General features: G+C 67.1%; 26 protein-coding genes. 20 read left to right on the top strand and 6 right to left on the bottom strand.

Features of this window, described 5'->3' with window-relative positions; translation table 11 throughout:
• Nucleotides 1-5 precede the first annotated feature (5 nt).
• Entirely contained in the window at nt 6-1,715 is a 1,710-nt protein-coding gene (gene atzF, locus GOQ09_RS01350; protein WP_157611432.1) for an allophanate hydrolase, read from the bottom strand.
• A 235-nt stretch (nt 1,716-1,950) separates the two neighbouring features.
• Nucleotides 1,951-2,817, bottom strand: coding sequence for a M48 family metallopeptidase (locus GOQ09_RS01345; protein ID WP_157611430.1), 867 nt, complete (start codon nt 2,815-2,817; stop codon nt 1,951-1,953).
• A 58-nt stretch (nt 2,818-2,875) separates the two neighbouring features.
• Here GOQ09_RS01345 and GOQ09_RS01340 point away from each other — a divergent pair, with 58 nt between their 5' ends.
• The 7 genes from GOQ09_RS01340 (at nt 2,876) to GOQ09_RS01310 (ending at nt 11,393) form a co-directional block, all read left to right on the top strand.
• Entirely contained in the window at nt 2,876-4,261 is a 1,386-nt protein-coding gene (locus tag GOQ09_RS01340) for an AmpG family muropeptide MFS transporter (protein WP_157611428.1), read from the top strand.
• Nucleotides 4,262-4,385: 124 nt separating this feature from the next.
• Nucleotides 4,386-5,588 (top strand): beta-ketoacyl-[acyl-carrier-protein] synthase family protein, encoded by a 1,203-nt coding sequence (locus tag GOQ09_RS01335; RefSeq protein ID WP_207309906.1) that lies wholly within the window; start codon nt 4,386-4,388, stop codon nt 5,586-5,588.
• Entirely contained in the window at nt 5,585-6,427 is an 843-nt protein-coding gene (locus GOQ09_RS01330; RefSeq protein ID WP_157611426.1) for a beta-ketoacyl synthase chain length factor, read from the top strand. The genes GOQ09_RS01335 and GOQ09_RS01330 overlap by 4 nt, the downstream gene beginning before the upstream one ends.
• A gap of 6 nt (nt 6,428-6,433) precedes the next feature.
• Nucleotides 6,434-8,140: an NAD(P)/FAD-dependent oxidoreductase gene (locus GOQ09_RS01325; RefSeq protein ID WP_157611424.1), complete on the top strand. Its 1,707-nt coding sequence runs from the start codon at nt 6,434-6,436 to the stop codon at nt 8,138-8,140.
• Nucleotides 8,137-8,859 (top strand): response regulator transcription factor, encoded by a 723-nt coding sequence (locus tag GOQ09_RS01320; RefSeq protein ID WP_157611422.1) that lies wholly within the window; start codon nt 8,137-8,139, stop codon nt 8,857-8,859. Before GOQ09_RS01325 ends, GOQ09_RS01320 begins: the two co-directional genes overlap by 4 nt.
• A 7-nt stretch (nt 8,860-8,866) precedes the next feature.
• Nucleotides 8,867-10,066, top strand: coding sequence for an ATP-binding protein (locus GOQ09_RS01315; RefSeq protein WP_157611420.1), 1,200 nt, complete (start codon nt 8,867-8,869; stop codon nt 10,064-10,066).
• Nucleotides 10,067-10,136: 70 nt separating this feature from the next.
• Nucleotides 10,137-11,393: an O-antigen ligase family protein gene (locus tag GOQ09_RS01310; RefSeq protein ID WP_242630958.1), complete on the top strand. Its 1,257-nt coding sequence runs from the start codon at nt 10,137-10,139 to the stop codon at nt 11,391-11,393.
• Nucleotides 11,394-11,410: 17 nt separating this feature from the next.
• Here the strand turns inward: GOQ09_RS01310 and GOQ09_RS01305 are convergent, their stop codons facing one another.
• Both GOQ09_RS01305 and GOQ09_RS01300 read right to left on the bottom strand, forming a co-directional pair.
• The gene (locus tag GOQ09_RS01305; RefSeq protein ID WP_157611418.1) at nt 11,411-11,620 is read right to left on the bottom strand and encodes a zinc-finger domain-containing protein; all 210 of its coding nucleotides are present in this window, start codon (nt 11,618-11,620) and stop codon (nt 11,411-11,413) included.
• A gap of 5 nt (nt 11,621-11,625) precedes the next feature.
• Nucleotides 11,626-12,576 (bottom strand): branched-chain amino acid transaminase, encoded by a 951-nt coding sequence (locus tag GOQ09_RS01300; protein ID WP_157611416.1) that lies wholly within the window; start codon nt 12,574-12,576, stop codon nt 11,626-11,628.
• 132 nt (nt 12,577-12,708) lie between these two features.
• On the opposite strand from GOQ09_RS01300, the gene GOQ09_RS01295 reads away from it, so the two are divergent.
• Nucleotides 12,709-13,707, top strand: a complete 999-nt coding sequence (locus GOQ09_RS01295; protein WP_157611414.1) for a recombination-associated protein RdgC — start codon at nt 12,709-12,711, stop codon at nt 13,705-13,707.
• Nucleotides 13,708-13,728: 21 nt separating this feature from the next.
• On the opposite strand, the gene GOQ09_RS01290 is transcribed toward GOQ09_RS01295, so the two are convergent.
• On the bottom strand, nt 13,729-14,172 hold the full coding sequence (locus GOQ09_RS01290) for a glycerate kinase (RefSeq protein WP_157611412.1): 444 nt from the start codon (nt 14,170-14,172) through the stop codon (nt 13,729-13,731).
• Nucleotides 14,173-14,388: 216 nt separating this feature from the next.
• Here GOQ09_RS01290 and GOQ09_RS01285 point away from each other — a divergent pair, with 216 nt between their 5' ends.
• Nucleotides 14,389-14,844 carry a hypothetical protein gene (locus tag GOQ09_RS01285; protein ID WP_157611410.1) on the top strand — a complete coding sequence of 152 codons (456 nt, stop codon included), beginning with the start codon at nt 14,389-14,391 and terminating at the stop codon, nt 14,842-14,844.
• A gap of 51 nt (nt 14,845-14,895) precedes the next feature.
• Here the strand turns inward: GOQ09_RS01285 and radA are convergent, their stop codons facing one another.
• Nucleotides 14,896-16,284 carry a DNA repair protein RadA gene (radA, locus tag GOQ09_RS01280; RefSeq protein ID WP_157611408.1) on the bottom strand — a complete coding sequence of 463 codons (1,389 nt, stop codon included), beginning with the start codon at nt 16,282-16,284 and terminating at the stop codon, nt 14,896-14,898.
• Nucleotides 16,285-16,382: 98 nt separating this feature from the next.
• Here radA and hpaR point away from each other — a divergent pair, with 98 nt between their 5' ends.
• The 11 genes from hpaR to ilvD all read left to right on the top strand — a co-directional run bounded on the left by hpaR (nt 16,383) and on the right by ilvD (nt 25,927).
• A complete protein-coding gene (hpaR, locus tag GOQ09_RS01275) occupies nt 16,383-16,817 on the top strand; it encodes a homoprotocatechuate degradation operon regulator HpaR (RefSeq protein ID WP_157611406.1) in 435 nt (144 codons plus the stop codon).
• Nucleotides 16,814-17,449 carry a fumarylacetoacetate hydrolase family protein gene (locus tag GOQ09_RS01270; RefSeq protein ID WP_157611404.1) on the top strand — a complete coding sequence of 212 codons (636 nt, stop codon included), beginning with the start codon at nt 16,814-16,816 and terminating at the stop codon, nt 17,447-17,449. The genes hpaR and GOQ09_RS01270 overlap by 4 nt, the downstream gene beginning before the upstream one ends.
• Nucleotides 17,446-18,219 carry a fumarylacetoacetate hydrolase family protein gene (locus tag GOQ09_RS01265; RefSeq protein ID WP_157611402.1) on the top strand — a complete coding sequence of 258 codons (774 nt, stop codon included), beginning with the start codon at nt 17,446-17,448 and terminating at the stop codon, nt 18,217-18,219. Before GOQ09_RS01270 ends, GOQ09_RS01265 begins: the two co-directional genes overlap by 4 nt.
• 68 nt (nt 18,220-18,287) lie before the next feature.
• Nucleotides 18,288-19,274 (top strand): Bug family tripartite tricarboxylate transporter substrate binding protein, encoded by a 987-nt coding sequence (locus tag GOQ09_RS01260; protein ID WP_157611400.1) that lies wholly within the window; start codon nt 18,288-18,290, stop codon nt 19,272-19,274.
• Between the two features lie 19 nt (nt 19,275-19,293).
• Complete coding sequence (gene hpaE, locus GOQ09_RS01255; RefSeq protein ID WP_157611398.1) at nt 19,294-20,757, top strand: 5-carboxymethyl-2-hydroxymuconate semialdehyde dehydrogenase; 1,464 nt, start codon at nt 19,294-19,296, stop codon at nt 20,755-20,757.
• A gap of 176 nt (nt 20,758-20,933) precedes the next feature.
• Complete coding sequence (locus GOQ09_RS01250; RefSeq protein ID WP_157611397.1) at nt 20,934-21,269, top strand: aromatic ring-opening dioxygenase subunit LigA; 336 nt, start codon at nt 20,934-20,936, stop codon at nt 21,267-21,269.
• Nucleotides 21,266-22,093, top strand: a complete 828-nt coding sequence (locus tag GOQ09_RS01245) for an extradiol ring-cleavage dioxygenase (protein WP_157611395.1) — start codon at nt 21,266-21,268, stop codon at nt 22,091-22,093. Before GOQ09_RS01250 ends, GOQ09_RS01245 begins: the two co-directional genes overlap by 4 nt.
• Nucleotides 22,094-22,110: 17 nt before the next feature.
• A complete protein-coding gene (locus GOQ09_RS01240; protein WP_157611393.1) occupies nt 22,111-22,515 on the top strand; it encodes a 5-carboxymethyl-2-hydroxymuconate Delta-isomerase in 405 nt (134 codons plus the stop codon).
• A 4-nt stretch (nt 22,516-22,519) separates the two neighbouring features.
• Nucleotides 22,520-23,323 (top strand): 2-oxo-hept-4-ene-1,7-dioate hydratase, encoded by an 804-nt coding sequence (gene hpaH, locus GOQ09_RS01235; RefSeq protein WP_157611391.1) that lies wholly within the window; start codon nt 22,520-22,522, stop codon nt 23,321-23,323.
• Nucleotides 23,324-23,332: 9 nt separating this feature from the next.
• The gene (locus GOQ09_RS01230) at nt 23,333-24,163 is read left to right on the top strand and encodes an aldolase/citrate lyase family protein (RefSeq protein WP_157611390.1); all 831 of its coding nucleotides are present in this window, start codon (nt 23,333-23,335) and stop codon (nt 24,161-24,163) included.
• 21 nt (nt 24,164-24,184) lie between these two features.
• Complete coding sequence (gene ilvD / locus GOQ09_RS01225; protein WP_157611388.1) at nt 24,185-25,927, top strand: dihydroxy-acid dehydratase; 1,743 nt, start codon at nt 24,185-24,187, stop codon at nt 25,925-25,927.
• Nucleotides 25,928-25,936: the final 9 nt, after the last annotated feature.

Genomic DNA, 25,936 nt, shown 5'->3' with positions numbered 1-25,936 from the left:
ATCGATCAGGTTGAAATGGCTTGGGAAGGAACGGTGCGGCTCGCGATGTAGGCACGCCAGCCGCCGTGGTGGCTCACGTCTTCGGCGTCGGCCAGCGCATGGCCTTCGCAGATGAAGCCGTGCACCCAGCTGCCGTCGGCAAGCTCCACGCTGCCGAGCCCCAGTGGAGGCGGAATCAGCGCCAGGAAGCTGCCGACCTGCGCAACCGGAACCGACCACACCTCGAGCGCGATGGCGGTACCGCCGCCTGCGCTGCGCTGCAGGCCCGGCTTGGGCGGCACGGTGCCGGGCAATGCATGCAGCCGGTAGCGGGGCGCGGTGGTCGTGGCACGCAGCAGCGTGGCGCCGCGCTCGGTGAGCTGGCTATTGAGCGGCATGCCCGAAAGGTGTGCGCCGACGACAGCGATGGGCATCGTCTGCACTTGCGAGACGCCCAGGCCCAGAATGGCGCGCGGCTCTGGCAGCGGTAAGCCGGTGGCGCCTTGCGGCAGCCCAGTGGCGTGGTGATAGCGCTGGCCCAGATCGGCCAGCGCAAGGTCGCTGCCGCACGGCGCGATCAGCGTGATGCCGAACGGCAGGCCGTCGGCGCGCAGCGAACTCGGCACCGAAATGGCGGCGTAGTCCAGCAGGTTGACGAAGTTGGTGTACGCGCCGAGGTTGCGGTTGAGCACGACCGGATCGGCGCGCATCTGGTCGCGCGTGTAGTGCGTGGGCGCCGTTGGCACCAGCAGCACGTCGATGCCGCGCCACATCGGCTCGACCTGTTGCGCGAGCGCGCGCAGTCTTGTCTGCGCCTCGAACACATCGGCGGCGCTGTAGCCGCGTCCGCTCTCGAGAATGCCGCGCACCGGTTCGATGACCTGGGAGCCGTGCGCATCAAAAAACCCGCGCACCGCGGCATAGCGCTCGGCCACCAGTGCGCTCTCATAGAGCAGCGCGGCGGCCTCGGCCAGCGGCGCGAAGGGAATCGTCATCGGCGTGCCGCCGAGCGCGACGAGCCGCGCCTGTGCGTCGCGGAAGGCTGCTTCGGCTTCGGTGTCGCCGAAGAAGCTCAGCGTATCGGGCACGCCGAAGCGAAATGCCGGTGTAAAGGGGTCGCTGCGCAAGGCAAGTTCGCGCGAATAAGGATCGCGCGCGTCCGGACCCGCGGCCGCAAGAAGCACGTCGACAGCCAGGCCGACCGTGCGCGCGAAGATCGACACGCAGTCCGCGCTCTGCGCAGCAGGCACCACGCCGAACGCACTCAGCAAGCCGCGCGAAGGCTTGATGCCGACGATGTTGTTGAGCCCGGCGGGCACGCGGCCCGAACCGGCCGTGTCGGTGCCGAGCGCGAAATCAACCTCACCCGCGGCCACCACATAGGCCGAGCCCGAGCTGGAGCCGCCCGAGACATAGCGCGGGTCGAAGGCGTTGGGCACCTCGCCATACGGAGAGCGCGTGCCGTTCAGGCCGCAGGCGAACTGATCGAGGTTGGTCTTGCCGAGCAGCGATGCACCGGCATCGAGCAGCTTCTGCACCACGGCCGAGTGCTCGGTGGGCCGGCGATCGAACGATGGACAGGCGGCCGTGGTGGGCACGCCGGCCACGTCGATGTTGTCCTTGACGGCGAAGCGCAGGCCGGCGAGCGGGCCTTTTCCCGTATCCACGCCGGGCACGGGCCGAGGGAAGCGCGCGATCCACGCCGCGGCGGCCGATCCGTTTTCTTCATGCACCATATCAAAGCATCCAAACTTGTGTACAAGTCGAGATGCAAGCAGTGTGCCAAGGCGATCGGAGGATCGCGCTTCAGCAGATTTCGCTCAGGAGTTTTGCCCCCTCTCCCTCTGGGACAGGGTTGGGGTGAGGGCTGCGTGCCGCCGATGAAGCACGGCTCTTATATGAGGGCAGCTGCCCTCACCCCGCCTTCTCCCGGAGAGGGAGAGGGAGAGGGAGTAATACCCAAGCGCCGCCTCAGCTCCGCTTGGCTTCGCGGTAGAGCTTTTCCACCTTCGGCAGGTTGGCTTCGAGCTTCTGGATGCGGTCCGGCCCGCTCGGGTGGGTCGAAAGAAAACTCAGCCCACCCTGGTTCTTCGAGGCAGTGGCCATCTTTTTCCAGAGCGACACCGATGCCTGCGGGTCGTAGCCCGCCCGCGCCGCCAGCTCGAGGCCGACGAGGTCGGCCTCGGTCTCATCGCTGCGGCTGAATTTGAGGGTGATCAACTGCGTGCCGGCGCGGGCTGCCAGGTCGCCCATCTGGCCCAGGCCCAGCAGCTGCGCGCCGATGGAGAGCGCGGCGCCGGTGCCGGCGCTCTTGGCCATGCGGGCGCGCGCATGCTCGCGCAGCGCATGGGCCATCTCGTGGCCCATCACCATCGCAACCTCGTCGTCATTGAGCTTGAGCTGCTCGAGGATGCCGGTGAAGAAGGCGATCTTGCCGCCCGGCATGCAGAAGGCATTGATCTGCTTGCTGCCGATGAGGTTGACCTCCCACTTCCAATCGCGCGCCCGCGTGTTCCAGGGCGTGGCAAAGGGAATCAGGCGGTTGGCGATGGTGCGCAGCCTTTGCAGCTGGGCGTTGCCGTCGCCCGCCAGCGCCCCCTTGGCGCGCGCCTGCGCGAGCAATTGCCCGTACTGCTGAACGCCGGCGGCCTCGATCCGGTCGGCCGGCACCAGGTTGCGCGCCACGGATGCATTGCCCACGTTGACCTGCGCCAGCGCCGGACCCGTCAGTGCCGCGCCAGCCGCGGCAAGCAGGAAGGCCCGCCGCGGCTGCCACGCCGAGGAACGGGAGACCGAAGAAGCCGCAGAAGGAAGAAGGAGCTCGCATCGTGTGCACATGCGCGGATCATAGGAACAATTGCCGACAAAAAGACGGCTCGGCGCATGCCGCGCCCTCATGGACAATCCGGGGTTCATGTCTGCCCAGCCCGCCGAAACCCCCACCGCCTCTTCCCTGCCCTGGCGCGACGCGCTGAAGGTCTATCTCGAGCCTGCCACCCTGCGCATGCTGGCGCTCGGCTTTTCGGCCGGCCTGCCGCTGCTGCTGGTGCTGGGCACGCTGAGCTTCCGGCTGCGCGAAGCAGGCATCGACCGCACCACCATCGGCTACCTGAGCTGGGTGGGCCTGGCCTACGGCTTCAAATGGGTCTGGGCGCCGCTGGTCGACCGGCTGCCGCTGCCGCCGCTAACCACGCTGCTCGGGCGCCGGCGCGGCTGGCTGCTGCTGGCGCAGGGGCTGGTGATCGCGGGGTTGGTGGGCATGGCGCTCAACGACCCGCGCCAGGGACTGCAGCCGCTGATCTGGTGTGCGCTGCTCGTGGCCTTCGGCTCGGCCACGCAGGACATCGCGCTCGACGCCTTCCGCATCGAATCGGCCGAAACCCGGAAGCAGGCCGCGCTCGCCGCCGCGTATCAAACCGGCTACCGCCTCGCGATGATCTGGGCCGGCGCCGGCGTGCTGTGGGTCGCGGCCTGGGCGGAGGTGGCGCCGGTGGCAGGCGTCACGGGCGCTGCGGCCTACCAGAACGCAGCCTGGAAAACCGCCTACCTGGTCATGGCCGCCTCGATGGCGGTGGGCGTGCTCACGGTGCTGCTCTCACCCGAGCCGGCGCGTCGCGTGCTGCCCAAGGCAAGGAACGCGGCCGAGTGGCTGCAGGGCGTGCTCGTCGAGCCCTTTGCCGACTTCATCCGCCGCTACAAGTGGCAGGCCGCGCTGATCCTCGCGCTGATTGCCATCTACCGCATCAGCGACGTGGTGATGGGCATCATGGCCAACCCGTTCTACGTGGACATGGGCTTTACCAAGGACGAGGTGGCCACGGTCAGCAAGATCTACGGCGTGGTGATGACGCTGGCCGGCGCCTTCGTGGGCGGCGTGCTGTCGATGCGACTGGGCGTGATGCGCGTGCTCATGCTGGGCGCGGTCCTCAGCGCCGCCAGCAACCTGCTGTTTGCCTGGCTGGCCTCGCGCGGGCACGACCTCACGGCGCTGATTGCGGTGGTGTCCGCCGACAACCTGGCTGGCGGCATCGCCTCGGCGGCGTTCATCGCCTATCTCTCCAGCCTGACGAACATCAGCTACTCCGCCACGCAGTACGCCCTGTTCAGTTCGCTGATGCTGCTGCTGCCGAAGTTCATTGCCGGCTACTCGGGTGTTTTTGTCGACGCCTACGGCTACGCCCCGTTCTTTACCGCCACGGCGCTCCTGGGGGTGCCGGTGCTGTTGCTGGTGGCATTGGCCGCCCGGATCACCACGACCACAGCCCCCGCCGAGCGTCAATAGAGCACGGGCCCTATAGGAAAACAGCTGACGCTGGGGCCCCCGCACAACTGGTAGGCTGTCATTTTCCGGTTACCTTTCGCATCGCTTTCAAAGCGTTTACTTTCCGTCCGAACCCTCAAGCAACGTGCCGCCCCGCATTTCTCCCCTTCAGATCAGCGCCTTCACGGCCACTTCGGCCGTCGGTGTCGGCAAGGAGCCGCTCGCCGAGGCGCTCGCGCATTCGCGCAGCGGCTTGCGCGCCAACGATTTCGGCGATGCGCCGCTGCCCACCTGGATCGGCCGCGTCGAGGGGCTCGAAGACATTCGCCTGCCCGAAGACCTCGCCCACTGGGATTGCCGCAACAACCGGCTCGCCTGGCTCGGCCTGCATGCCGACGGGTTTCCCGAGGCGGTGGCAGCCGCTCGGGCCAAGTACGGGCCTTCGCGCATCGCGCTGATCCTGGGCACCTCGACGTCCAGCATCGGCGAAACCGAGCTGGCCTACACCCAGCTCGACGCCGACGGGCTCTTTCCGATGGGCCAGCGCCGCCCTGCGGTGCACACGCCGCATTCGCTGGCCATGTTTGTGCAGCAGGTGCTCGGGCTCACCGGTCCCAGCGAGACGATTTCCACCGCCTGTTCGTCGAGCGCCAAGGTGTTCGCCTCGGCCGAGCGGCTGATCCGCCTCGGGCTGGCCGACGCCGCCGTGGTCGGCGGGGTCGACACGCTGTGTGGCAGCGTGCTGTTCGGCTTCAATTCGCTCGAACTGGTGTCCAGCGAGCCCTGCCGGCCTTTCGACGCCGGCCGCAAGGGCATCAGCCTGGGCGAGGCGGCCGGCTTTGCGCTGGTGGAGCGCGTGCAGGACGATGCGGACGCTCCGCTGCGCCTTCTCGGCTACGGTGAAGCCAGCGATGCGCACCACATGTCGACGCCGCACCCGGAAGGCCTGGGCGCCGAACGCGCGCTCGACGAGGCGCTGGCGCGCGCGGGCCTGGCCCCCGACGCCATCGACTACATCAACATGCACGGTACGGCGAGCCAGAAGAACGACGAGGTCGAAGGCGCACTGGTGGCCCGCCGCTTCCCCGCCACCACCCACGCCAGCTCGACCAAGGGCTTCATGGGCCACACGCTGGGCGCGGCGGGCATTGTCGAGTCGGTGATCAGCCTGCTGGCCATCGAGCGCGGTCTGATGCCGGGCACCGTGAACACGAACGAACTCGACACGGGCTTCGGGCCGCAGATCAAGCTGGAGCCCGCGCACGGCGAGGTTCGCTACGCGCTGACCAACTCATTCGGCTTTGGCGGCAACAACTGCTCGCTGGTGTTCGGCAAGGCCGCTCAATGACCGCCGCGAACCAGGCTCCGAAGCCGCCCACCCTCTACATCGAAGGCCCGGCCTTCTGGACGCCCACCCTGCCCGGCTGGGAGGCCGCCCGTGCCGCCTTTCGAGGTGAAGGCACGCTCACCGACCCGCCCGCCAAGCGCCCATCGCCGCAGGTGCTGGCGCCCGCCGAGCGCCGCCGCGCACCCGATACCGTGGCCCTTGCGCTGGAGGTGGCCGCCGCCTCGATGGCGGGCGCGGGGCGCAATGCGGCCGACGTGCCCTGCGTGTTTGTTTCAGCGCACGGCGATCTTTCGATCAACGACTACATGTGCAGCACGCTCGCCACAGACCCGACGGTGCTGTCGCCCACGCGCTTTCACAACTCGGTGCACAACGCGGCCGTGGGCTACTGGACCATCGGCACGGGCTGCATGGCGGCCAGCAATTCGGTTTCGGCCTACGAGAACAGCTTTGCCGCCGGCCTGCTCGAGGCCGCGGTGCAGTGCGCGGCCGACCACTCGCCGGTGCTGCTGGTGGGCTACGACACGCCCACCGTGGGCGCGCTGACCTCGGTCACCGACAGCCAGGGCCTGCTGGCCGTGGCGCTGGTGATTGCGCCCGAGCGCACCGAGCGCACCGTGGCGTCCTTCGACTGGTCGACAGAGAGCGGCAACGGCAACGTGCCGGCGCCCCTGTCGGCCGCCGCGAAGACGCTGGCGCACATCAACCCGATGGCGCATGCGCTCAGCTTGTTCGAATCGCTTGCGCGTGTGGCGGACGACGACCCGCCCGCGCCGCTGGACCTGCCGCTTTCTTCCACCCTGGCGCTGCGGCTGCAACTGCAGCAGGTCCGGGACTGAAGTTCCATGACGGGCACTGCGCATACATGTGACGCAGTGATCATGGGCGGCGGGCTCGCGGGCCTCACGCTGGCGCTGCAGCTCAAGCAGCGCTTCGAGGACATCGAGGTGCTGGTGCTGGAGCGGCGCAAGCACCCGGTGCCGCACGCGGCCCACAAGGTGGGCGAGTCGTCGGTGGAAATCGGCGCGCACTACTTCGACACGGTGCTCGGCCTCAAGCCGCACATGGACAGTGCGCAGCTGCGCAAGTTCGGCTTTCGCTTTTTCTTCAGCGAGGGCCGGCGCGACATCGACCAGGTCACCGAAATCGGCGCGAGCCGCTACCTGGCGGTGCCCAGCTACCAGATCGACCGCGGTATCTTCGAGAACTATCTTGCCCAGGAGGCCGTTCGGCGCGGGGTGCGCTTCGACGATGCCGCGCTGGTGCGCCGCGTCGAGCTGGCTTCGGACGCCAAGGCGGCGCACCGCGTCGAATGGTCGCACGGCGACCAGACGCACAGCGCCGAGGCGCGCTGGATCATCGACGCCTGCGGGCGCGCCGGGCTGCTCAAGCGCAAGCTGGGGTTGGCCGAGCCCAACGCGCACGACGTCAACGCGGTGTGGTTCCGCATCGGCGAGCGGGTTGCCATCGACGACTGGAGCGACAACGCCGACTGGCAGGCGCGCTGCGATCCCCGCGCGCGCTGGCTTTCGACCAATCACCTGTGTGGCGCCGGGTACTGGGCGTGGCTGATTCCGCTGGCTTCGGGTTCGCACTCGGTGGGCATCGTGGCCGACCCGAAGCTGCATCCGCTGGGCACCTTCGACACCTTCGAGAAGGCGATGCAGTGGTTTGCGACCTACCAGCCGCGGCTGTATGAAGCGCTCGACGGCAAGCGGCACCTGCTGCAGGACTTCGCCTTTCTCAAGCACTTCTCGCACGGCTGCAAGCAGGTGTTCTCGGGCCAGCGCTGGGCGCTGACGGGCGAGGCGGGGCTGTTTCTCGACCCGTTCTATTCGCCGGGCAGCGACTTCATCGCGATGAGCAACACCTACATCACCGACCTGGTGGCGCACGACCGCGCGGGCCGTTCGGTGGAGGCGCGCGCGCAGCTGTACGACCAGATCTACCAGTCGTTCTACGAAAGCACGCTGGCGCTCTACCAGGACCAGTACCCCCTCTTCGGCGACCCCGAGGTGCTGCCGGTGAAGGTGATTTGGGACTACGCCTACTACTGGGGCGTGCTGTCGCAGATCTTCTTCCAGCAGCGGCTCACCGACCTGATGCTGCTCGGAAGCCTGAAGGAAGAGCTGCAGCATTGCCAGCGCCTGAACTTGGCGGTGCAGCAGCTGCTGCGCGCATGGTCCGCCGCAAGCGCCAGGCGCAACGCCCCGGTGCTGCTCGACCAGGCCGCAATGCCGTGGTTTGCCGAACTCAACCGGAGCCTGAAGGACCCGCGGCTGGACGATGCCGGGTTCAAGGCGCGCATCCGGGCTTCGACGGCGCAGTTGCGGCAGCTCGCGCGCGAAATTCTCGAGCGGGCGCGGGCCGACAATACGGACCTGGGCGATTGCGCCCTGCCCTCCATCCTCGAAGAAAACATGTCTTCGCCGCCCGCCTCTGCGGAAAGCGGCGCTATGCTTTTCGCAGCGCTTCCGGTTGACTACCGGGAGCCGCGTTTACCCAACTTTACGGAGCGTTCAAGCCCCGTTGCCCCCCGTGCACGACCATGAAGCGCATGAGCACCCCCCAACTCCTGATGATCGAAGACGACGCCCGCCTGGCGCAGATGGTGGGCGAATACCTGACGCAGTCGGGTTTTCTCTTCACCCATGCCGGCGACGGCGCCAGCGGCCTCGAGCAGCTGCAGCAGCACGCGCCCGACCTGGTGATCCTCGACCTGATGCTGCCCGATACCGACGGCCTTGAAATCTGCCGTCGCATCCGCTCGCTGCCCGCCCCGGCTTCGAAGGTGTCGGTGCTCATGCTCACCGCCAAGGGCGACCCCATGGACCGCATCATCGGCCTGGAGATTGGCGCCGACGACTACCTGCCCAAGCCTTTCGAGCCGCGCGAGCTGCTGGCGCGCATCCGCGCGGTGCTGCGCCGCCGCAGCGAGAGCAACGCCGACACCGAAGCCAGCACGGTGATGCGCTTCGGCACGCTCGAGATCGACCGCAACGCGCGCACCGTGGCTGTGGGCGGCGCGCTGGCCGACCTCACCTCCTACCAGTTCGACCTGCTGGTGGCCATGGCCGAGCGTGCGGGCCGTGTGCTCACCCGCGACCAGATCATGGAAGCCGTGCGCGGCCGCGAGCTCGAGGCCTTCGACCGCTCGATCGACGTGCACATGGGCCGCATCCGCGCCGCCATCGAGGTCGACGCCAAGAACCCCAAGCGCATCCTGACCGTGCGCGGCGTGGGCTACGTGTTCGCCAAGCAGCAGGACTGACCGGCCGATGCTGCGCAGCCTGTACTCCCGGCACCTCTATGTCCGCATCTGGCTCGCGGTGGTGGGCGGTGTCGTCATCCTCACGCTGATGGCCAACTGGATCGTGCGCGAAGCCGCGGAGGCCGAGCGCGAGCGCCTGGCACCGGTGCCGCGCAACGTGGTGGTGCTCGATGCGCAAGACCGCACCATCGGCAGCGGCAAGGCCCTGCGCGTGCCGGGCCAGGGGCTGGAGTTCGACGTGACGCTGAGCGACGGCAAGGCCATCACGCTGCGCGTGGCGCCGCGCGACCGGCCCACCGGCACCGGCGGGTTCGCGCCCTGGCGCACGCCTTTCGGGCTGGGCTGGATGATCGCGCTCGTGGGCATTGCCGTGGCGCTGGGCGTGTACCCGATCGTGCGGCGGCTCACCCAGCGGCTGGAGTCCCTGCAGCGCGGCGTGCAGCGCTGGGGCGAAGGCGATCTCTCGGTGCGCGTGATCGAAGAAGGGCAGGACGAAGTGGCTGATCTCTCCAAACGTTTCAATGCCTCGGCCGAACGCATCGAAAAACTGGTGCGTTCGCACAAATCGCTGCTGGCCAATGCATCGCACGAGTTGCGCTCGCCGCTCACCCGCATCCGCATGGGCCTGGAACTGATGGGCGACCGCCCGAGCCCCGCGGCGCGCGAGGAAATTTCGCGCAACATCGGCGAGCTCGACCAGCTCATCGACGAGATCCTGCTGGCGAGCCGGCTCGATGCGAGCGAGGCCGACATGGGCACCATCGAGGCCGTCGACCTGACCGGGCTCGCGGCCGAGGAGTGCTCGCAGGTGAACGCCGAGCTCGACCTGGTGGAAGGCACCGACAACGCCAGGCTCACCGTGCCGGGCGTGTCGCGCCTGTTGCGCCGCGCAATCCGCAACCTGCTCGAGAACGCGCGCCGCTACGGCGCGGGCGACATCCGGGTGGAGCTCGGCAGCGCCAACGGCTTTGCGACGGTACGCGTCACCGACGGTGGCCCGGGCGTGCCGGCGGCGCTGCGCGAACGCATCTTCGAGCCCTTCTACCGACTGCCCGGCGCCAGCGAGCGCAACGGCGGCGTCGGCCTGGGGCTTGCGCTGGTGAAGTCGATTGCCGAGCGGCATGGTGGCAGCGTGCGCTGCGAAGACGGCCCGGAGGGCGGCGCGAGCTTCGTGATCCGCCTGCCGGCGGGCGCGCCCGCGCACTGAACCCGCCTCCCGGCGGCGGGCCGGGGCAAGTCAGGTCGGGGCCACCCGGCCCACCTAAAATCCCGCCCCTATGCAGAGATCGCACATCGTCAGGCCCGCGGCCGCGTTCTGGGGGCTGGTGGTGTTCATGCCCGTCGGCGTCACCTACCTTTCGGCCTTGCTGTTGCTCGCCACCATGCTGGTGGCCGGCAGCTTGCGCGAGCGCTATGAGCGGCTGCGCGCCAATCCGCTGTGGTGGCCGCTGGTGGCGTACCTGGGCTGGACTTTCATCGTGCTGGTCATCGGGCCGCACTACCCCGAGACCGGCTCGAACCTGTTCCACGGGCTGCGCATCGGCATCACCATATTGATCGCGCTGGCGCTCACCCGCGAGGAAGCCCTGTGGGCGCTGCGCGGCTTCCTGTTGATCGCGGCGCTGAATATTGTGTTGATCGTTGCCTTCTACGCCATCGGTTTTCCGATCTGGTCGCCGCTGCGCGCCGTGGTCATGGAGGTGGGCAACAAGTCGATCAGCAATGCGCTGCTTTTCAGCGTGGTGGCCTCGACGGCCGCCGTGTGGGGCATTGCGCAGATCGCTGCGCACAGGCCGCTGCGCGCCGTTCCCGCCTTTGTGCTGGTGCTCGGCCTGGGCCTGGTGGTGGCGCTGCCGCTGACCTCGCGCACCTCGGTGCTCGCGCTGATGCTGGTGATTCCGGTGGTGTGCATCCACCAATGGCGCAGCCACCTGAAGATGCTGGTGAGTTCGCTGGTGCTGGGCGCCGTGGTGCTGGCCGCCGCGCTTTACCAGTTGCCGCAGCTGCAGCACAAGGTCGAGACCGGCATCGAGGAAATCGAAAAGGCCCAGGCGGGCGCGGTCTTCAAGGGCAGTTGGGTCATTCGCTACTACATGTACCGCGACACCGGCCTCATGATTGCCGACCGGCCGCTCGCCGGCTGGGGCATCGGCGGCTGGACCGACCAATGGCACAAGCGCGGCCCGGCGATGTTTGCGGATTCGAACATGCCGCACAACGACTTCCTGTGGGTCGGCGCGCAGGGCGGCCTGCCGGCCTTGCTGAGCCTGCTGGTCATCATGGCGGGCGCCGTCTGGCAGGCGTGGAAGCGGCCCGACATTGCAGGCCGCTACGCGTTGGCGGCCACGCTGATCGCATTGATCGCATCGAGCGTGAATTCGGCCGTGCGCGACGCGCAGATCGGCCTGGCGCTGCTTTGGATTGCGATGGTGTACCTGCGGCTTGCACAGGAACCCCGGAGCGTCCAGGCCTGGAACGACTTGTTGCCGGGAAGCCGCATGGCAGCGGTGCCCGAGGCTCCCGCTTCCAGCTAGCTAACTGGCGGCCGCGCTCAGTGCCGCGACGACACCGTCTCGCCCGCCGCCAGGCGGTAGACGGTGCCGCAATACGGGCACTTGGCCTCGCCGGTGCGCGCCACGTCCAGGTACACCTTGGGATGGGTGTTCCAGAGCTTCATGTCGGCCTTGGGGCTGGGGCAGAACACGCCGCCCTGGTGGTTGAGCTCCTTGGCCAGGAGTTCGACGACTGCGTTGGTAGACATGTTTCTCAGACTTTCGTGAGCCAGTGGGCGTACTTGGGGTTCTTGCCGTTCACGATGTCGAAGAAGGCCGTCTGGATCTTCTCGGTGATCGGGCCGCGCGAGCCGCCGTCGCCGCGGTTGCCGATCTCGATGCGGTCGAGCTCGCGGATGGGCGTGACTTCGGCCGCGGTGCCGGTGAAGAAGGCTTCGTCGGCAATGTAGACCTCGTCGCGCGTGATGCGCTTTTGCACCAGCTCGAGCCCCAGGTCCTTGCACACGTGCAGGATGGTGTTGCGGGTGATGCCGTTCAGCGCGCCGGCCGACAGGTCGGGCGTGTAGACCACGCCACCCTTCACCACGAAGATGTTCTCGCCCGCGCCTTCGGAGACGAAGCCGCTCGCGTCGAGCAGCAGCGCCTCGTCGTAGCCGTCGTCCAGCGCTTCCATGTTGGCAAGAATGGAGTTGGTGTAGTTGCTCACCGACTTGGCCTGCGTCATGGTGATGTTGACGTGGTGGCGGGTGTAGCTGGAGGTCTTCACGCGGATGCCGCGCTTCATGCCCTCTTCGCCCAGGTAGGCGCCCCAGGACCAGGCCGCGACCATGGCGTGGATCTTGTTGCCCTTGGGGCTCACGCCGAGCTTCTCGGAGCCGATCCAGATCAGCGGGCGCAGGTAGCAGCTTTCGAGCTTGTTCTCGCGCACGACCTGCTTCTGGGCCTCGTTCAGCTGTTCGGGCGTGAACGGGATCTTCATGCGCAGGATCTTGGCGCTGTTGAACAGGCGCTCGGTGTGCTCGGCCAGGCGGAAGATGGCCGTGCCTTCGGGCGTCTTGTAGGCGCGCACGCCCTCGAAGGCGCCGCAGCCGTAGTGCAGCGTATGGCTCAGCACGTGGATCTTGGCGTCGCGCCAGTCCACGAGTTCGCCGTCCATCCAGATCTTGCCGTCACGGTCGTCCAGCGAGGGGGGGATCGAGCTCATTTCCTGATTCCTTTGGGGGCAGCTGTGTGGGGAGCGACCCGGGAGTCGCAAAAGCTTTCGATTTTACGGCGCCCGGCGGAACGGGGTGCCCGACAATGGCGGGTTGTCCAAACCAGTGGAAAAAGGGTTTCCGTGTCCGTATTCAAGAACGTCATCGTCTATCGCATCGAACCTGCCTGGTCCCAAACACTGACCGAGATCGAAGAAGGCCTCGGCAAGCAGCGCTTCGAACCCTGCGGCCCTTCGCAGGAAAAATCCGCCGGCTGGGTCGAACCCCGGGGCGAGGCCAACGGCCCGCTGGTCGAGTCCATCGGCGGCCAGTGGCTGGTCGAATACATGATCGAGAGCAAGGAGGTGCCCGGCTCCGTGGTGCGCCGCAAGCTCGACGAGCGCTGCGCGCAGATCGAGGCCACCACCGGCCGCAAACCCGGCAAGAAGGAAAAGAAAGAGCTCAAGGAAGACATCACCCTCGAGCTGCTGCCCATGGCCTTCACGCGCAGCGCGCGCGTGGCCGTGTGGATCGACCAGGCCGAGCGCCGCCTCGTGATCAACAGCGCCAATGCCGCCCGCGCCGACGAAGTGGTGACCAGCCTCGTGAAGTCGCTCGACGGCTTTGCCGTGGCCCTCATCAACACGCAGGTCGAGCCCGCCGCGGCCATGGCCAACTGGCTGCTCACGCAGGAGCCGCCGGCCGGCTTCACCATCGACCGCGAGTGCGAGCTCAAGGCCTCGGACGATTCCAAGGCCGTGGTGCGCTACGCCAAGCACCCGCTCGACATCGAGGAAGTGCAAAAGCACATCACCGACGGCAAGCGCCCGACGCGTCTTGCGCTCACCTGGGACGACCGCGTGTCCTTCGAGCTGACGCACGGCATGCTGATCCGCAAGATCGTGTTCCTCGAAGGCACGGGCGACGGTGCCTCGGGCGGCAAGAAGGAAGACAACTTCGACGCCGACGTGGCCATTGCCACCGGCGAGCTCGGCCAGCTGGTGCCGGCGCTGCTCGATGCGCTGGGCGGCGAAGCGGCCTTCAGCGGCGCGCCGACCGATGCAGCGCCCAAGGCTGCTGCAGAAACGCCCACGACAACCACTCCGGCAGACGCCGAAGTCGAAGAAGACGCGCCGTTCTGACCTGACAGCGCCCGCGGCGGCTCAGCCCGCCGTGTTTTCTTCGGAAGGCGGAGCGCTGTCGGGCTCCGCTTCAGGGCGCGTCAGCGTCCAGCTTTGCAGCTTGCCGCCTTTGAACACGGCGTCGACGTACGAGCCGCCCGTATCGGTCCACCGATAAAGCTCGGGCTGCTCGTCCTGCGGCGAGCGCAGCTCGCCAAGCGCGCGCGTCATCGCGATCACGTGCATCAGCGTGACGCCCTTCTTGAGCTTGGCATTGAGCATCACCGAGCTTGCGACATAGCCGACCGGGCGATCGGCCGCGCGCTTGAGCACCTGCATGGCGCGGGTGAAGTGCATCAGCAGGAACATCACGATCACGCCGCCCGCCAAGGCGACGCCGCCCCAGCCGCCGCTGCGCCAAGCCAGGCCGAGAAGGACGATGGCGCCCACGGGCACCAGCAATTTCTGGAAATTCATGGCGCGCATTGTCGCCGCGCGGCGGCCTGCGCCCCGATGGCGTCATTCGAAAGTACGCATATGAATCGAGGGCGATTTTTGCCGCACCGGCAAGGCCGGCGGCAGTAGCGGCCCTGGCTACCGCCGGGCGCGCGGCGTGGTACTCACCTTGAAAAACATCCGGCGCGGGGGCGCCAGCCGCCACATTTCATCTCACGGGCATCAGCCCGGGCCACTGAAAAGCGTATGAGCATTCCCCGATCCGTCACATTCGTTCGTCTCAGCCTTTGCGCCGCACTCACGGCCACCGCCCTCAGCGGTTGCTACGTGGTGCCGCTCGGACAACCCGCTCCCGCGGCGCCGCCTTCGCAGGCCTATGCCGTGGCACCGGGCCCGGTGGCGCAAAGCTTCAGCGCGCGGTTGTATCCGTCGAACGCCGAAGCGGCGCGCTACGGAACCATTGCGGGCACGGTGACAAACGACATGAACGGACGCGGACGCTTCAATACGGTGATCGGCAACGAGCAGTTTCAGGGAGAGGCGACCCGGGTTGCCGGCTCGCGAGGTGCCGGCCTGGCGAACGCCAGCGGCAATCGCGGCGGCAACCTGAGTTGCCAGTACACGATGAACTCGGCCACCTTGGGCAGCGGCCAATGCGTGCTCAACGGCGGACCGGCGTTCACGATGCACATCGGGGGGTAGGGAGGGTGGCCCGGCGCGCCTGTGGTGCGCCGGGCGTTTTTTCCCGGACGATCAGTCGAGGCGGCGGACCACGTCCATCGCCTCTTCGATGCGCTCGACGGCGTGGATGGTCAGGCCTTCGATTTCCTTCGTGCCCTTGCGCGGCGCATTCGCCTTGGGCACCACGGCCACGCTGAAGCCCAGCTTGGCCGCTTCGCGCAGGCGCTCCTGCCCACGCGGCGCAGGGCGCACTTCGCCCGCCAGCCCCACTTCGCCGAACGCGATGAAGCCCTTGGGCAGCGGCTTGCCGCGCAGGCTCGAAGTAATGGCCAGCATCACGGCCAGGTCGGCTGCCGGTTCGCTGATGCGCACGCCACCCACCGCGTTGACGAACACATCCTGGTCCATGCAGGCCACGCCAGCATGGCGGTGCAGCACGGCGAGCAGCATTGCGAGCCGGTCGCGGTCAAGCCCCACCGAAAGGCGGCGTGGGCTCGGGCCTCCGTTGTCGACCAGCGCCTGGATTTCGACCAGCATCGGCCGCGTGCCTTCGAGCGTGACCAGCACCACGCTGCCGGGCACCGGCTCGGCGTGCTGGCTCAGGAAGATCGCGCTCGGGTTGGCCACGCCCTTGAGGCCGCGCTCCGTCATGGCGAACACGCCGATTTCGTTCACCGCGCCGAAGCGGTTCTTGATGGCCCGCACAAGGCGAAAGCTCGAGTGCGTGTCGCCTTCGAAGTACAGCACCGTATCGACCATGTGTTCGAGCACGCGCGGGCCAGCGAGCGCGCCCTCCTTCGTGACGTGGCCCACCAGCACCACCGCCGTGCCGCTGGTCTTGGCGAAGCGCGTGAGGTGCGCCGCGCATTCGCGCACCTGCGCCACCGAGCCGGGCGCTGATGTGAGCTGATCGGAGTACACGGTCTGGATCGAATCGATCACCGCGATGGCCGGCCGATTGGCGTCGAGGGTCGCGATGATTTTTTCGAGCTGGATTTCGGCCAGCACCTGCACCTGCGAATGGTCGAGCCCCAGCCGCTTGGAGCGCAGCGCCACCTGCGAGCCGCTTTCCTCGCCGGTGACATAGAGCGCGTTTTGCCCGGCGCGCTGCAGTGCGTCGACCGCCTGCAGCAGCAGCGTCGACTTGCCGATGCCCGGGTCGCCGCCGATGAGCGTGACACCGCCCGAGACGATGCCGCCGCCCAGCACGCGGTCGAGTTCGTCAAGCCCCGTGGGCGTGCGCGCAACGTCGGTCGCTTCTATTTCAGACAGCGTGGCGAGCTCGGACACACCCGCGAGCGCGGTGTATTGCGTGCCGAAGCGGTTGTTGGCCGGGCCGGTGCTGCCGGCCACCTGCTCGATCAGTGTGTTCCAGGCGCCGCAGCTCGGGCATTTGCCGAGCCACTTGGGGCTGGTGCCGCCGCATTCGCTGCAGACGAAGAGAGATTTTTCCTTGGCCATGCGGTGAGTTTAGGTGTCCGCACAAACCCTGATGGAAAACGGCTTGGAAAGAAATTCCCAATCATTTAACATGTTAACTAATTTGAAAGGCACAGCTCTTGAGCACTACCTTCGCGCACCGCAATTTGCCGCGCCTGCTGCTGCAGGCCCGCGAAGCCGTGATGGCCCACACCCGGCCCAGCTTGCGCGAGCACGCGCTGTCCGACCAGCAATGGCGCGTGCTGCGCGTGCTCGGCGAGCACGGCGCTGTCGAAACAGGCCACGTTGCGCGAGAGGCGTTCATCCTCGGCCCCAGCCTGACCGGCGTGCTGGCGCGCATGGAGCGGGACAAGCTCATCACGCGCAGCCGCGACCCCGCAGACCAGCGCCGCACCGTGGTCGAAGCCACTGCGCACGGAATGAAGCTGGTGAAGAAGCTGTCCTCGAGCATCGAGGCGCACTACCAGTGGCTGGAACAGTCGCTGGGCAAGACCAAGCTGACGCAGCTGTATGGGCTGCTGGACGAACTGATCGCGCTGGAGCAGCCCGAATGACCCTCTCTCCTTTCCTGCCCACCGGCACGGTGTACGGCACGCTGCTGAACTTCCGCACGGAAGTGGAAGCGCTCGCGCCGCAAATGACGCAGCCGCCGTACAAGGCACCGCCGAAAGCGCCGGTGCTCTATGTGAAGACTGCCAACACCTGGAGCCCGCATGGCAGCGCGATCACCGTGCCTGCATCCGTGCCCGAAGTGGAGATCGGCGCGAGCATCGGCCTGGTGATCGGCGCCGAAGGCGACATCGAAGGCTTCGTGCTGATGAACGATTTGTCGATCCCGCATGCGAGCTTCTTTCGCCCGCCGGTGAAGTTCAAGTGCGTCGACGGCTTCCTGGGCATCGGCCCGGCGCTGCGCGATGCGCAGGAAGTGGCCGACCCGGCAAACTTCCGCGTTGAGGTGCGCATCAACGGCGCGCTGAAGCAGTCCGTCGACTTTTCGCAGCTTGTGCGGCCCGCGCAGCAACTGCTTGCCGACGTGGGCGAATTCATGACGCTCGCGCACGGCGACGTGCTGCTGCTGGGCTGCGACGCCGGCCGGCCGCTGGTGCGCGCGGGCGACCGCATCGAGATTTCTTCACCCGGCTTCGAGACATTGATCAACACGCTGGTGCAGGAGACCGCCGCATGAAGCACGCACGCGTCATCTACGAAGGCCGCGAGCACATCGGTACCGCGCACGAGTTCGGCGGCCACCCCGACGCGGCCGTGCGCCTGGACGACGGCCGCGTCGTTCCGCAAGAGCAGCTCACCTGGCTGCCGCCGCTCGCACCCACGGCGCGGCCGCGCACCATCCTCGCGCTGGGCCTCAACTACGCCGACCATGCCAAGGAGCTCGAGTTCAAGGCGCCGGAGGAACCGCTGGTGTTCGTCAAGGGCCAGAGCACGCTCATCGGCCACCGCCAGCACACGCACCGCCCGGCAGGCGTGCAGTTCATGCACTACGAATGCGAACTGGCCATCGTGATTGGCAAGACTGCGAAGAACGTGACGCGCGATGACGCCTACGACTTCATCGGCGGCTACACCGTGGCCAATGACTACGCGATCCGCGACTACCTCGAGAACTGGTATCGCCCCAACCTGCGCGTGAAGAACCGCGACACCTGCACGCCGCTCGGCCCGTGGTTCGTCGATGCGGCCGACGTGCCCGACCCGATGGCGCTTGCATTGCGCACCACGGTCAACGGTACGGTCACGCAGCAGGGCAGCACGCGCGACATGATCTTCGATGCTCCGTTCCTCATCGAATATTTCAGCCGCTTCATGACGCTCTCGCCAGGCGACCTGATCCTCACCGGCACGCCGGACGGGGTGGTCGACTGCAAGCCGGGCGACGTGGTGGTGACCGAGATCGAGGGCGTCGGCGCGCTGGTCAACACCATTTCCGGCAACACCTAGCGACCTGGCGCCGCACCGCACGCCACCTGCTTCGCTCCACATACCAACTACAGAAGAGACAAACCAGCATGACGATCAGGAACAAGCTCGGGCTCGCAGCGGCCCTTGTGGCTTTTGCCGCCACCACCCTCCTGCCCCAGCACGCACAGGCCCAGGCCTTTCCCGCCAAACCCGTGCGCTGGGTGGTGGGCTATCCCGCGGGCGGCGGCACCGACTTTCTCGCGCGCACCGCCGGCGCGCAGCTCTCGCAGCAGTTGGGGCAGCCAGTGCTGGTGGACAACCGCCCCGGTGCGGGCGCCATCATCGCGTCGGAGAACGTGGCGCGCTCGCCCGCCGACGGCTACACGGTGTTTTCGGCCGACAACGGCGTGCTGGTGTACAACCCCGCGCTCTACAAGAAGCTGCCCTACGACGCCGAGAAAGACTTCGCGATGGTGGGCATGATGGGCCGCTCGACGCTGGTCATCACGGCCGCGCCCAATGCCGGCCTCGCCGATGCCAAGGCACTGATTGCCGCACTGAAGGCATCGCCCGGCAAATACAGCATTGCCACGCCGGGAACCGGCAGCCCGCACCATCTGGCGCTGGAGCTTTTTCAGCGCGAAGCCGGCGTAACGATGCTGCACGTGCCCTACAAGGGCGGCGCACCCGCTTTGCAAGACCTGATGGGCGGTCAAGTGCCGCTGATGATGCTCGACCTGCCCAGCGGCGTGAGCGCGGTCAAGGCCGGCAAGGTGGTGCCGCTCATCACGATGGGCGCCGAGCGCATTCCGCAGCTGCCCAATGTGCCAACCGCCAAGGAACTGGGCTATGCCGGTGTCGAGGCCTACACCTGGCAGGGCCTCGTGGTGCCCACAGCCACGCCGAAGGACGCGCAAGCCCGGCTCGGCGCCGACTTGCAAAAGACCATGGCCGATGCCGGCGTTCGCCAGAAGCTCTTCGACGCAGGCTGGGAAGCACGCCCCGCCGACGGCGCCGAGATGGCGCGCTTCGTCGACGCTGAACGCAAGAAGTGGCATGCCTTGATCAAGGCGCGCGACATCAAACTCGACTGACCGACCCCGCAGGGCAACCATGCAACAGATCCATCATCTCATCGGCGGCAAGAGCGTTGCCGGCACCGATTACTTCGAAACCGTCAACCCCGCCACGCAAGAGGTGCTGGCAGAGGTTGCGTCGGGCGGCGAAGCCGAAGTGAACGCGGCCGTGGCCGCCGCCAAGGAAGCGTTTCCCAAATGGGCCGGGCTGCCTGCCGCGGAGCGCGCGAAACTGGTGCGCAAGCTGGGTGACCTGATCGCGAAACACGTGCCCGAGATCGCGCAGACCGAGACCAACGACTGCGGCCAGGTCATCGCGCAAACCGGCAAGCAGTTGATTCCGCGCGCGGCCGACAACTTCTACTACTTTGCCGAGATGTGCACGCGCGTCGACGGCCACACCTATCCCACGCCCACGCACCTGAACTACACGCTGTTCCATCCCGTGGGCGTGTGCGCGCTCATCAGCCCGTGGAACGTGCCGTTCATGACGGCCACGTGGAAGGTCGCGCCCTGCCTCGCCTTCGGCAACACCGCGGTGTTGAAGATGAGCGAGCTCTCGCCGCTCACGGCCGCACGGTTGGGCGAGCTCGCGCTCGAAGCGGGCATTCCGCCCGGCGTGCTGAACCTGGTGCACGGCTACGGCAAGGAAGCGGGCGAGCCGCTGGTGGCACACCCGGATGTGCGCGCAATCTCGTTCACCGGCTCCACCGCCACCGGCAACCGCATCGTGAAGAGCGCGGGCCTGAAAAAGTTCAGCATGGAACTGGGCGGCAAGAGCCCGTTCGTGATCTTCGACGACGCAGACCTGGACCGTGCGCTGGATGCGGCGGTGTTCATGATCTTCAGCAACAACGGCGAACGCTGCACGGCCGGCTCGCGCATTCTGGTGCAGCAGTCGATCTACGCGGACTTTGCAGCGAAGTTTGCCGAGCGCGCGAAGCGCATCGCGGTGGGCGACCCGCTCGACGAGAAGACGATCGTCGGGCCGATGATTTCTCAGGGCCACCTGGCGAAGGTGCGCAGCTATATCGAGCTGGGCCCGAAGGAAGGCGCGACGCTCTTGTGTGGCGGACTCGAGGTTCCGGGCACCCTGCCGGACCGCGTGAAGAAGGGCAACTATGTGATGCCCACCGTGTTCGCCGACGTCGACAACCGCATGCGTATTGCGCAAGAAGAAATCTTCGGCCCGGTCGCCTGCCTGATCCCGTTCAAGGACGAGGCCGACGCGATCCGCCTGGCGAACGACATCCAATACGGCCTCTCGAGCTACGTGTGGACGGAGAACATCGGCCGTGCGCACCGTGTGGCGGCTGCGGTCGAAGCCGGCATGTGCTTCGTCAACAGCCAGAACGTAAGAGACCTGCGCCAGCCCTTTGGCGGCACCAAGGCCTCGGGGACGGGGCGCGAAGGCGGCACCTGGAGCTATGAAGTGTTTTGTGAGCCGAAGAACGTCGCGGTGTCGATGGGGTCGCACCATATTCCGCATTGGGGTGTGTGAGATGAATACGGGATACCTTCTTGGGGGCGCACCCAGAGCGCGCCCCAGTGCACAGGGCATCGGGTGCTCCGCGCAGCGAAATAAAGGAGGAGGGGCGCAGCCCCGGGGGACATTCGCGGAGGGGAGTACCCGGTGGCCTTTGCACGCGCCCTGAAAGAACACCCAAGGCATCCCCAATGAGCCTCTACGCAATGCAGAAATTCCTGTTCGCCCTCAACCGCGACACAGAGGTACAACGCCGCTACGCAGAAGGCGGCGACACGCGCGCGACCTTGCTGGGAGCCTATGATTTCAACGAAGAAGAACGTGAAGCCATAGACAAAGGCGACATCGGAAAGCTCTACGTGCTCGGCTGCAACGGACAACTGCTCATGCACTTCGCGCCGCTGCTGGGCATTGCATGGGCCGACTACCTCGAAGCCATGCGCGAAGGCGTACGCAAATACGGTCCCGTGCGCGCAGGCATCTACGCGATGACAACGGGCACAGACGAAAAGGTGGCAGGTGTATGAGTCTTGTATTTGCAGGCGTTTGCAGCCACGCCCCCGGCATTACCGGCCGCGCCCACCTGGCCGATTCGGCGGTAAAGGACGAATTTCATGCGCAGTTCCATCGCTTCGGCGAAGCGATGCGCGCGGCGAAGCCCGACGCAGTGATCGTGGTCGCGGCCGAGCACTTCGCGAACTTCTTCATGAACAACATGCCGACGTACGCCATCGGCATGGCCGACAGCTACGAAGGGCCGATCGAAGACCCGAAGTGGCTCGGCATCGAAAAAACGAAGGTGCCGGGCGATGCCGCACTTTCGCAGCGCCTGATCCGCGAGGTGATGCAGACGGTGGACGTGGCCTACGCGGAGGAATGGAAGTTCGATCACGGCATCATGGTGCCGCTGCACTTTCTTACGCCGAAGTTCGACACCAGGGTCATCCCCGTGAACATCAACTGCCAGGGCCCGCCGCTCACACCGCTGCACCGCGCATGGGCGTTCGGCGAGGCGCTGCGCCGCGCCTGCGACAAGGCGCCCGAACGCATTGCGCTGGTGGGCACCGGGGGCATTTCGCACTGGCCCGCCACACCCGACTCCGGCAAGGTCAACGCCGAGTGGGACGCCGAGTTCATGCGACGCTGGTGCGCCAACGACCGCGAAGCCTTGCTCTCGCAGGCCGACTACAACGACGAAGCCACCTATCGCGAAGCCGGCCAGGGCGGCTTCGAGATTCGCACCTTTCTTAGCGTGGCCGCGGCCGCGCGCGGCAAGGGCCATATCCTGCACATGAAGGCCATCCCCATCTTCGCGGTGACATGCACCGCCGCGACGATGTCCATTGAATAAATGAACGGAACACCGGCATGCCGCACCTCGTGATTTTGTACACGCCCAACATCGAAGCCGAAACCGACATGTCGGCGCTTTGCCGCACGCTGGCCGACACCATGCTGAAGCAACGCGACGAGGCCGGCAAACCGGTGTTTCCCATCGGCGGCACGCGCGTGCTGGCCTACCCGGCCGCGCACTACGCGGTGGCGGACGGCAAGGCCGACTACGCCTTCGTGTACCTGAACATCCGCATGGCGGGCGGGCGCTCCGAAGCCGTGAAGAAAAAGGCCGGCGACGAACTGCTGGCCGACGTGCGTGCGCATTTCGAACCGATTTTCGACAAGCGCCACATCGGCATCACGCTGCAGATAGACGAAAGCCCGGGCCAGGTGTATGACGGCAAGCACAGCAACCTGCATCCCCTCTTCAACAAGTAACCTCATGCTCACTTCCGACACCATCGCCAGGCTTGCGGCCGAACTGCACGAAAGCGAGAAGTCGCGCGTGCAGGTCGAGCATTTTTCCAAGCGCTTTCCCGAAATGACGGTGGAAGACGGCTACGCCATCTCGCGTGAATGGGTCAAGGCCAAGATCGCCGAAGGCCGCACCGTGAAGGGCCACAAGATCGGCCTCACCTCGCGTGCCATGCAGCTGTCCAGCCAGATCGACGAGCCCGACTACGGCACGCTGCTCGACGACATGTTCTTCGAGCAGGGCAGCGACATTCCCTTCACGCGCTTCATCGCGCCGCGCATCGAGGTGGAGCTGGCCTTCATCCTCGGCAAGAAGCTGCAGGGCCCGAACGTGACCATCTTCGACGTGCTGGCGGCCACCGACTACGTGGTGCCCGCCATCGAGATCATCGACGCGCGCATCGAGCAGTTCGACCGCCACACCAAGGCGCCGCGCAAGGTGTTCGACACCATTGCCGACAACGCGGCCAATGCAGGCATCGTGCTCGGCGGGCGCCCGGTCAAACCCGATGCGGTGGACCTGCGCTGGGTGAGCGCGCTGCTCTACAAGAACGGCGTGATCGAGGAATCGGGCGTGGCCGCGGCCGTGCTCAACCACCCGGCCACTGGCGTGGCGTGGCTGGCGAACAAGCTCGCGCCGTGGGACGAACACCTCGAAGCCGGCGAAGTGGTGCTCGGCGGCTCGTTCACGCGGCCGACCACCGCCCTGCCGGGCGACACCTTCCATGCCGACTACGGCCCGCTCGGCAGCATCGCCTTTCGTTTCGCTTGAAAGACTTCCATGCAAACACCGCTCAATACCTTCAAGCAGGCCATGCAGGCCGGCGAACAGAAAATCGGCCTCTGGGTCGGCCTGGCCGACGGCTATGTGGCCGAGCTGCTGGCGGGCACCGGATTCGACTGGCTGCTGGTCGATGGAGAGCATGCGCCCAACGACGTGCGCTCTGTGCTCGCGCAGCTGCAGGGCATCTCCAGCGCATGGTCGGCTCAGCCCGAGGCCGAACGCTCGCACCCGGTGGTGCGCGTTCCGGTGGGCGACACCACGCTGCTCAAGCAGTACCTGGACATCGGCGCGCAGACCATCCTGGTGCCGATGGTCGACACCGCCGAGCAGGCCGCGCGCATGGTGAGGGGCATGCGCTACCCGCCGGAAGGCATCCGCGGCATGGGCAGCGCCCTGGCGCGCTCCTCGCGCTGGCAGGCCTACCCCGGCTACCTGCATGAAGCCAATGCGCAGACCTGCCTGCTGGTGCAGGCCGAGACGGTCGAAGCCATGAAGAACCTCGACGCCATTGCCGCCACGCCGGGCGTGGACGGCGTGTTCATCGGCCCGGCCGACTTGTCGGCATCGATGGGCTTCGTGGGCCAGCCGAACCACCCGGAGGTGCAGGCCGTGATTGCCGACGCCATCGGGCGCATCCGCAAGGCAGGCAAGGCACCGGGCATCCTCTCGACCACCGAGGAGCAGGCGCGCAAGTGGCTGGCTGCCGGCGCGCAGTTCGTGGCAGTGGGGGTGGACACCATTCTGCTCACCGCGGCGGCCAGGCAGCTGGCGTCCAAATACAAAACGGACAAGAACACCGGTGGCACCACCACGCCCAACGGCTACTGAAACCTTCCGCCTTCCTGCGCCATGACTTCCCCGACCGACCCCAAGCCCACGCCCAAGCGCTTCCGCTCCGCCACCATCCGCGAAGGCACGATCCGCGCGACCACGCGCAGCTTTCTGCATGCGCTGGGCCAGGACGACGAGGACATCGAACGTCCGCATATCGGCGTGTTCCACACCGGCGGCGAAATGAGCCCGTGCAACCTCAACCTGCGCGAGCAGGCGCAGCACGCCAAGACCGGCATCTACGCCGGCGGCGGCACGCCGCACGAATGCCCGGTGGTGTCGGTGAGCGACGGGCTCACCATGGCGCATTCGGGCATGCGCTTCTCGCTGATCTCGCGCGAGCTGATCGCCGACAGCGTAGAGGCCTCCACGCGCGGCCACCAGTGGGACGGCATCTTTGCCATTGGCGCCTGCGACAAGAACCTGCCGGGCCTGATGATGGGCATGGTGCGCTGCAACGTGCCGAGCGTGTTCGTGCATGGCGGCTCGGCACTGCCGGGGCAGATGCCGGGGCCGGACGGCCGCGACCTCAACGTGGTCGATACCTACGAGACCATCGGCAAGGTGCTGGCCGGCATCGCCACCCACGACGAACTCGACGCCATGAGCCGCGCCTGCCTGCCCACGGCCGGCGCCTGCGCGGGCCAGTTCACGGCCAACACCATGGGCATGGTGTCCGAGGCGCTGGGCCTTGCGCCCATCGGCTCGAGCATGGTGCCCGCGGTGTTCAGCGAACGCGCGCCCTTGATGCGCCGCGCCGCGAAGAACCTCATGAAGGCGGTGATGGGCGACAGCCCGCTGCCGCGCGACATCGTCACGCGCAAGGCGCTCGAAAACGCCTGCGCCGTGGTCTCGGCCACGGGCGGCTCGACCAATGCTGCGCTGCACTTGCCGGCCATTGCGCACGAGGCGGGCATCAAGTTCCACCTGGACGACGTGGCCGAGATCTTCGCGCGCACGCCGCTCATTGCCGACCTGCGCCCGGGGGGCCAATACCTGGCGCGCGACGTGTTCTACATCGGCGGCGCGGGCGTCATCTTGCGCACGCTGATGGAGCAAGGCTTTTTGCATGGCGACGCGCTCACCTTCACTGGCCGCACCATGGCCGAAGAGCTGGCCGATGCCGCGGCGCCCGATGGCCGCGTGGTGCGCGCAGCCGGCAACCCGATCACCCGCGACGGCGGGCTGGCCGTGCTCAAGGGCAATCTCTGCCCCGACGGCGCGCTGCTCAAGACCGCTGGCCTGCAAACGCTGGTGCACCGCGGCCCGGCGCGCGTCTTCAACTCCGAGGAAGAAGCCCAGGCGGCGGTGCAGAACCGCCGCTACGAGCCCGGCGACGTGATCGTGATCCGCAACGAAGGCCCCAAGGGCAGCCCCGGCATGCGCGAGATGCTGGGTATTACCGCCCTGCTCTACGGCCAGGGCATGGGCGACAAGGTGGCGCTTCTGACCGACGGCCGGTTTTCCGGCGCCACGCGCGGCCTGTGCATCGGCTATGCGGGCCCGGAAGCAGCCGACGGCGGGCCGATTGCGGTGCTGCGTGACGGCGATGTGGTGGCCATCGACGCGCGCGCCGATGCGCGCAGCATTTCGGTGGAACTCACGGCGGAAGAAATTGCGCTTCGGCTCTCCAAACGTGAGGTAAACGCGGGGGTGGCGCACCGCGGCTTGCTGGAAAAATACGCGCTCACCGTGCGTCCTGCCCATCAGGGCGCAGTGACCCATTCGGGCGCAGTCACCTGGCTGCGCGACGAGTCGTAAACCCGCAAC

Source organism: Variovorax paradoxus, assembly GCF_009755665.1.
In the GTDB taxonomy this organism is placed as follows: Bacteria; Pseudomonadota; Gammaproteobacteria; order Burkholderiales; family Burkholderiaceae_C; genus Variovorax; species Variovorax paradoxus_G.
Note: the sequence above shows the minus strand (reverse complement) of the source record. Positions and strands in the feature narration are given on the sequence as shown.

Excerpts from the sequence above, each read along its gene's own strand:
- atzF (WP_157611432.1), bottom strand. The coding sequence starts at position 1,715 with ATGGTGCATGAAGAAAACGGATCGGCCGCCGCGGCGTGGATCGCGCGC.
- GOQ09_RS01315 (WP_157611420.1), top strand. The coding sequence starts at position 8,867 with ATGCTGCGCAGCCTGTACTCCCGGCACCTCTATGTCCGCATCTGGCTC.
- GOQ09_RS01325 (WP_157611424.1), top strand. The coding sequence starts at position 6,434 with ATGACGGGCACTGCGCATACATGTGACGCAGTGATCATGGGCGGCGGG.
- GOQ09_RS01260 (WP_157611400.1), top strand. The coding sequence starts at position 18,288 with ATGACGATCAGGAACAAGCTCGGGCTCGCAGCGGCCCTTGTGGCTTTT.
- GOQ09_RS01305 (WP_157611418.1), bottom strand. The coding sequence starts at position 11,620 with ATGTCTACCAACGCAGTCGTCGAACTCCTGGCCAAGGAGCTCAACCAC.
- GOQ09_RS01285 (WP_157611410.1), top strand. The coding sequence starts at position 14,389 with ATGAGCATTCCCCGATCCGTCACATTCGTTCGTCTCAGCCTTTGCGCC.
- GOQ09_RS01230 (WP_157611390.1), top strand. The coding sequence starts at position 23,333 with ATGCAAACACCGCTCAATACCTTCAAGCAGGCCATGCAGGCCGGCGAA.
- hpaE (WP_157611398.1), top strand. The coding sequence starts at position 19,294 with ATGCAACAGATCCATCATCTCATCGGCGGCAAGAGCGTTGCCGGCACC.
- ilvD (WP_157611388.1), top strand. The coding sequence starts at position 24,185 with ATGACTTCCCCGACCGACCCCAAGCCCACGCCCAAGCGCTTCCGCTCC.
- GOQ09_RS01340 (WP_157611428.1), top strand. The coding sequence starts at position 2,876 with ATGGACAATCCGGGGTTCATGTCTGCCCAGCCCGCCGAAACCCCCACC.
- GOQ09_RS01245 (WP_157611395.1), top strand. The coding sequence starts at position 21,266 with ATGAGTCTTGTATTTGCAGGCGTTTGCAGCCACGCCCCCGGCATTACC.
- radA (WP_157611408.1), bottom strand. The coding sequence starts at position 16,284 with ATGGCCAAGGAAAAATCTCTCTTCGTCTGCAGCGAATGCGGCGGCACC.
- GOQ09_RS01240 (WP_157611393.1), top strand. The coding sequence starts at position 22,111 with ATGCCGCACCTCGTGATTTTGTACACGCCCAACATCGAAGCCGAAACC.
- GOQ09_RS01265 (WP_157611402.1), top strand. The coding sequence starts at position 17,446 with ATGAAGCACGCACGCGTCATCTACGAAGGCCGCGAGCACATCGGTACC.
- GOQ09_RS01320 (WP_157611422.1), top strand. The coding sequence starts at position 8,137 with ATGAAGCGCATGAGCACCCCCCAACTCCTGATGATCGAAGACGACGCC.
- GOQ09_RS01250 (WP_157611397.1), top strand. The coding sequence starts at position 20,934 with ATGAGCCTCTACGCAATGCAGAAATTCCTGTTCGCCCTCAACCGCGAC.
- GOQ09_RS01330 (WP_157611426.1), top strand. The coding sequence starts at position 5,585 with ATGACCGCCGCGAACCAGGCTCCGAAGCCGCCCACCCTCTACATCGAA.
- GOQ09_RS01270 (WP_157611404.1), top strand. The coding sequence starts at position 16,814 with ATGACCCTCTCTCCTTTCCTGCCCACCGGCACGGTGTACGGCACGCTG.
- GOQ09_RS01345 (WP_157611430.1), bottom strand. The coding sequence starts at position 2,817 with ATGTGCACACGATGCGAGCTCCTTCTTCCTTCTGCGGCTTCTTCGGTC.
- GOQ09_RS01300 (WP_157611416.1), bottom strand. The coding sequence starts at position 12,576 with ATGAGCTCGATCCCCCCCTCGCTGGACGACCGTGACGGCAAGATCTGG.
- GOQ09_RS01310 (WP_242630958.1), top strand. The coding sequence starts at position 10,137 with ATGCAGAGATCGCACATCGTCAGGCCCGCGGCCGCGTTCTGGGGGCTG.
- GOQ09_RS01290 (WP_157611412.1), bottom strand. The coding sequence starts at position 14,172 with ATGCGCGCCATGAATTTCCAGAAATTGCTGGTGCCCGTGGGCGCCATC.
- hpaH (WP_157611391.1), top strand. The coding sequence starts at position 22,520 with ATGCTCACTTCCGACACCATCGCCAGGCTTGCGGCCGAACTGCACGAA.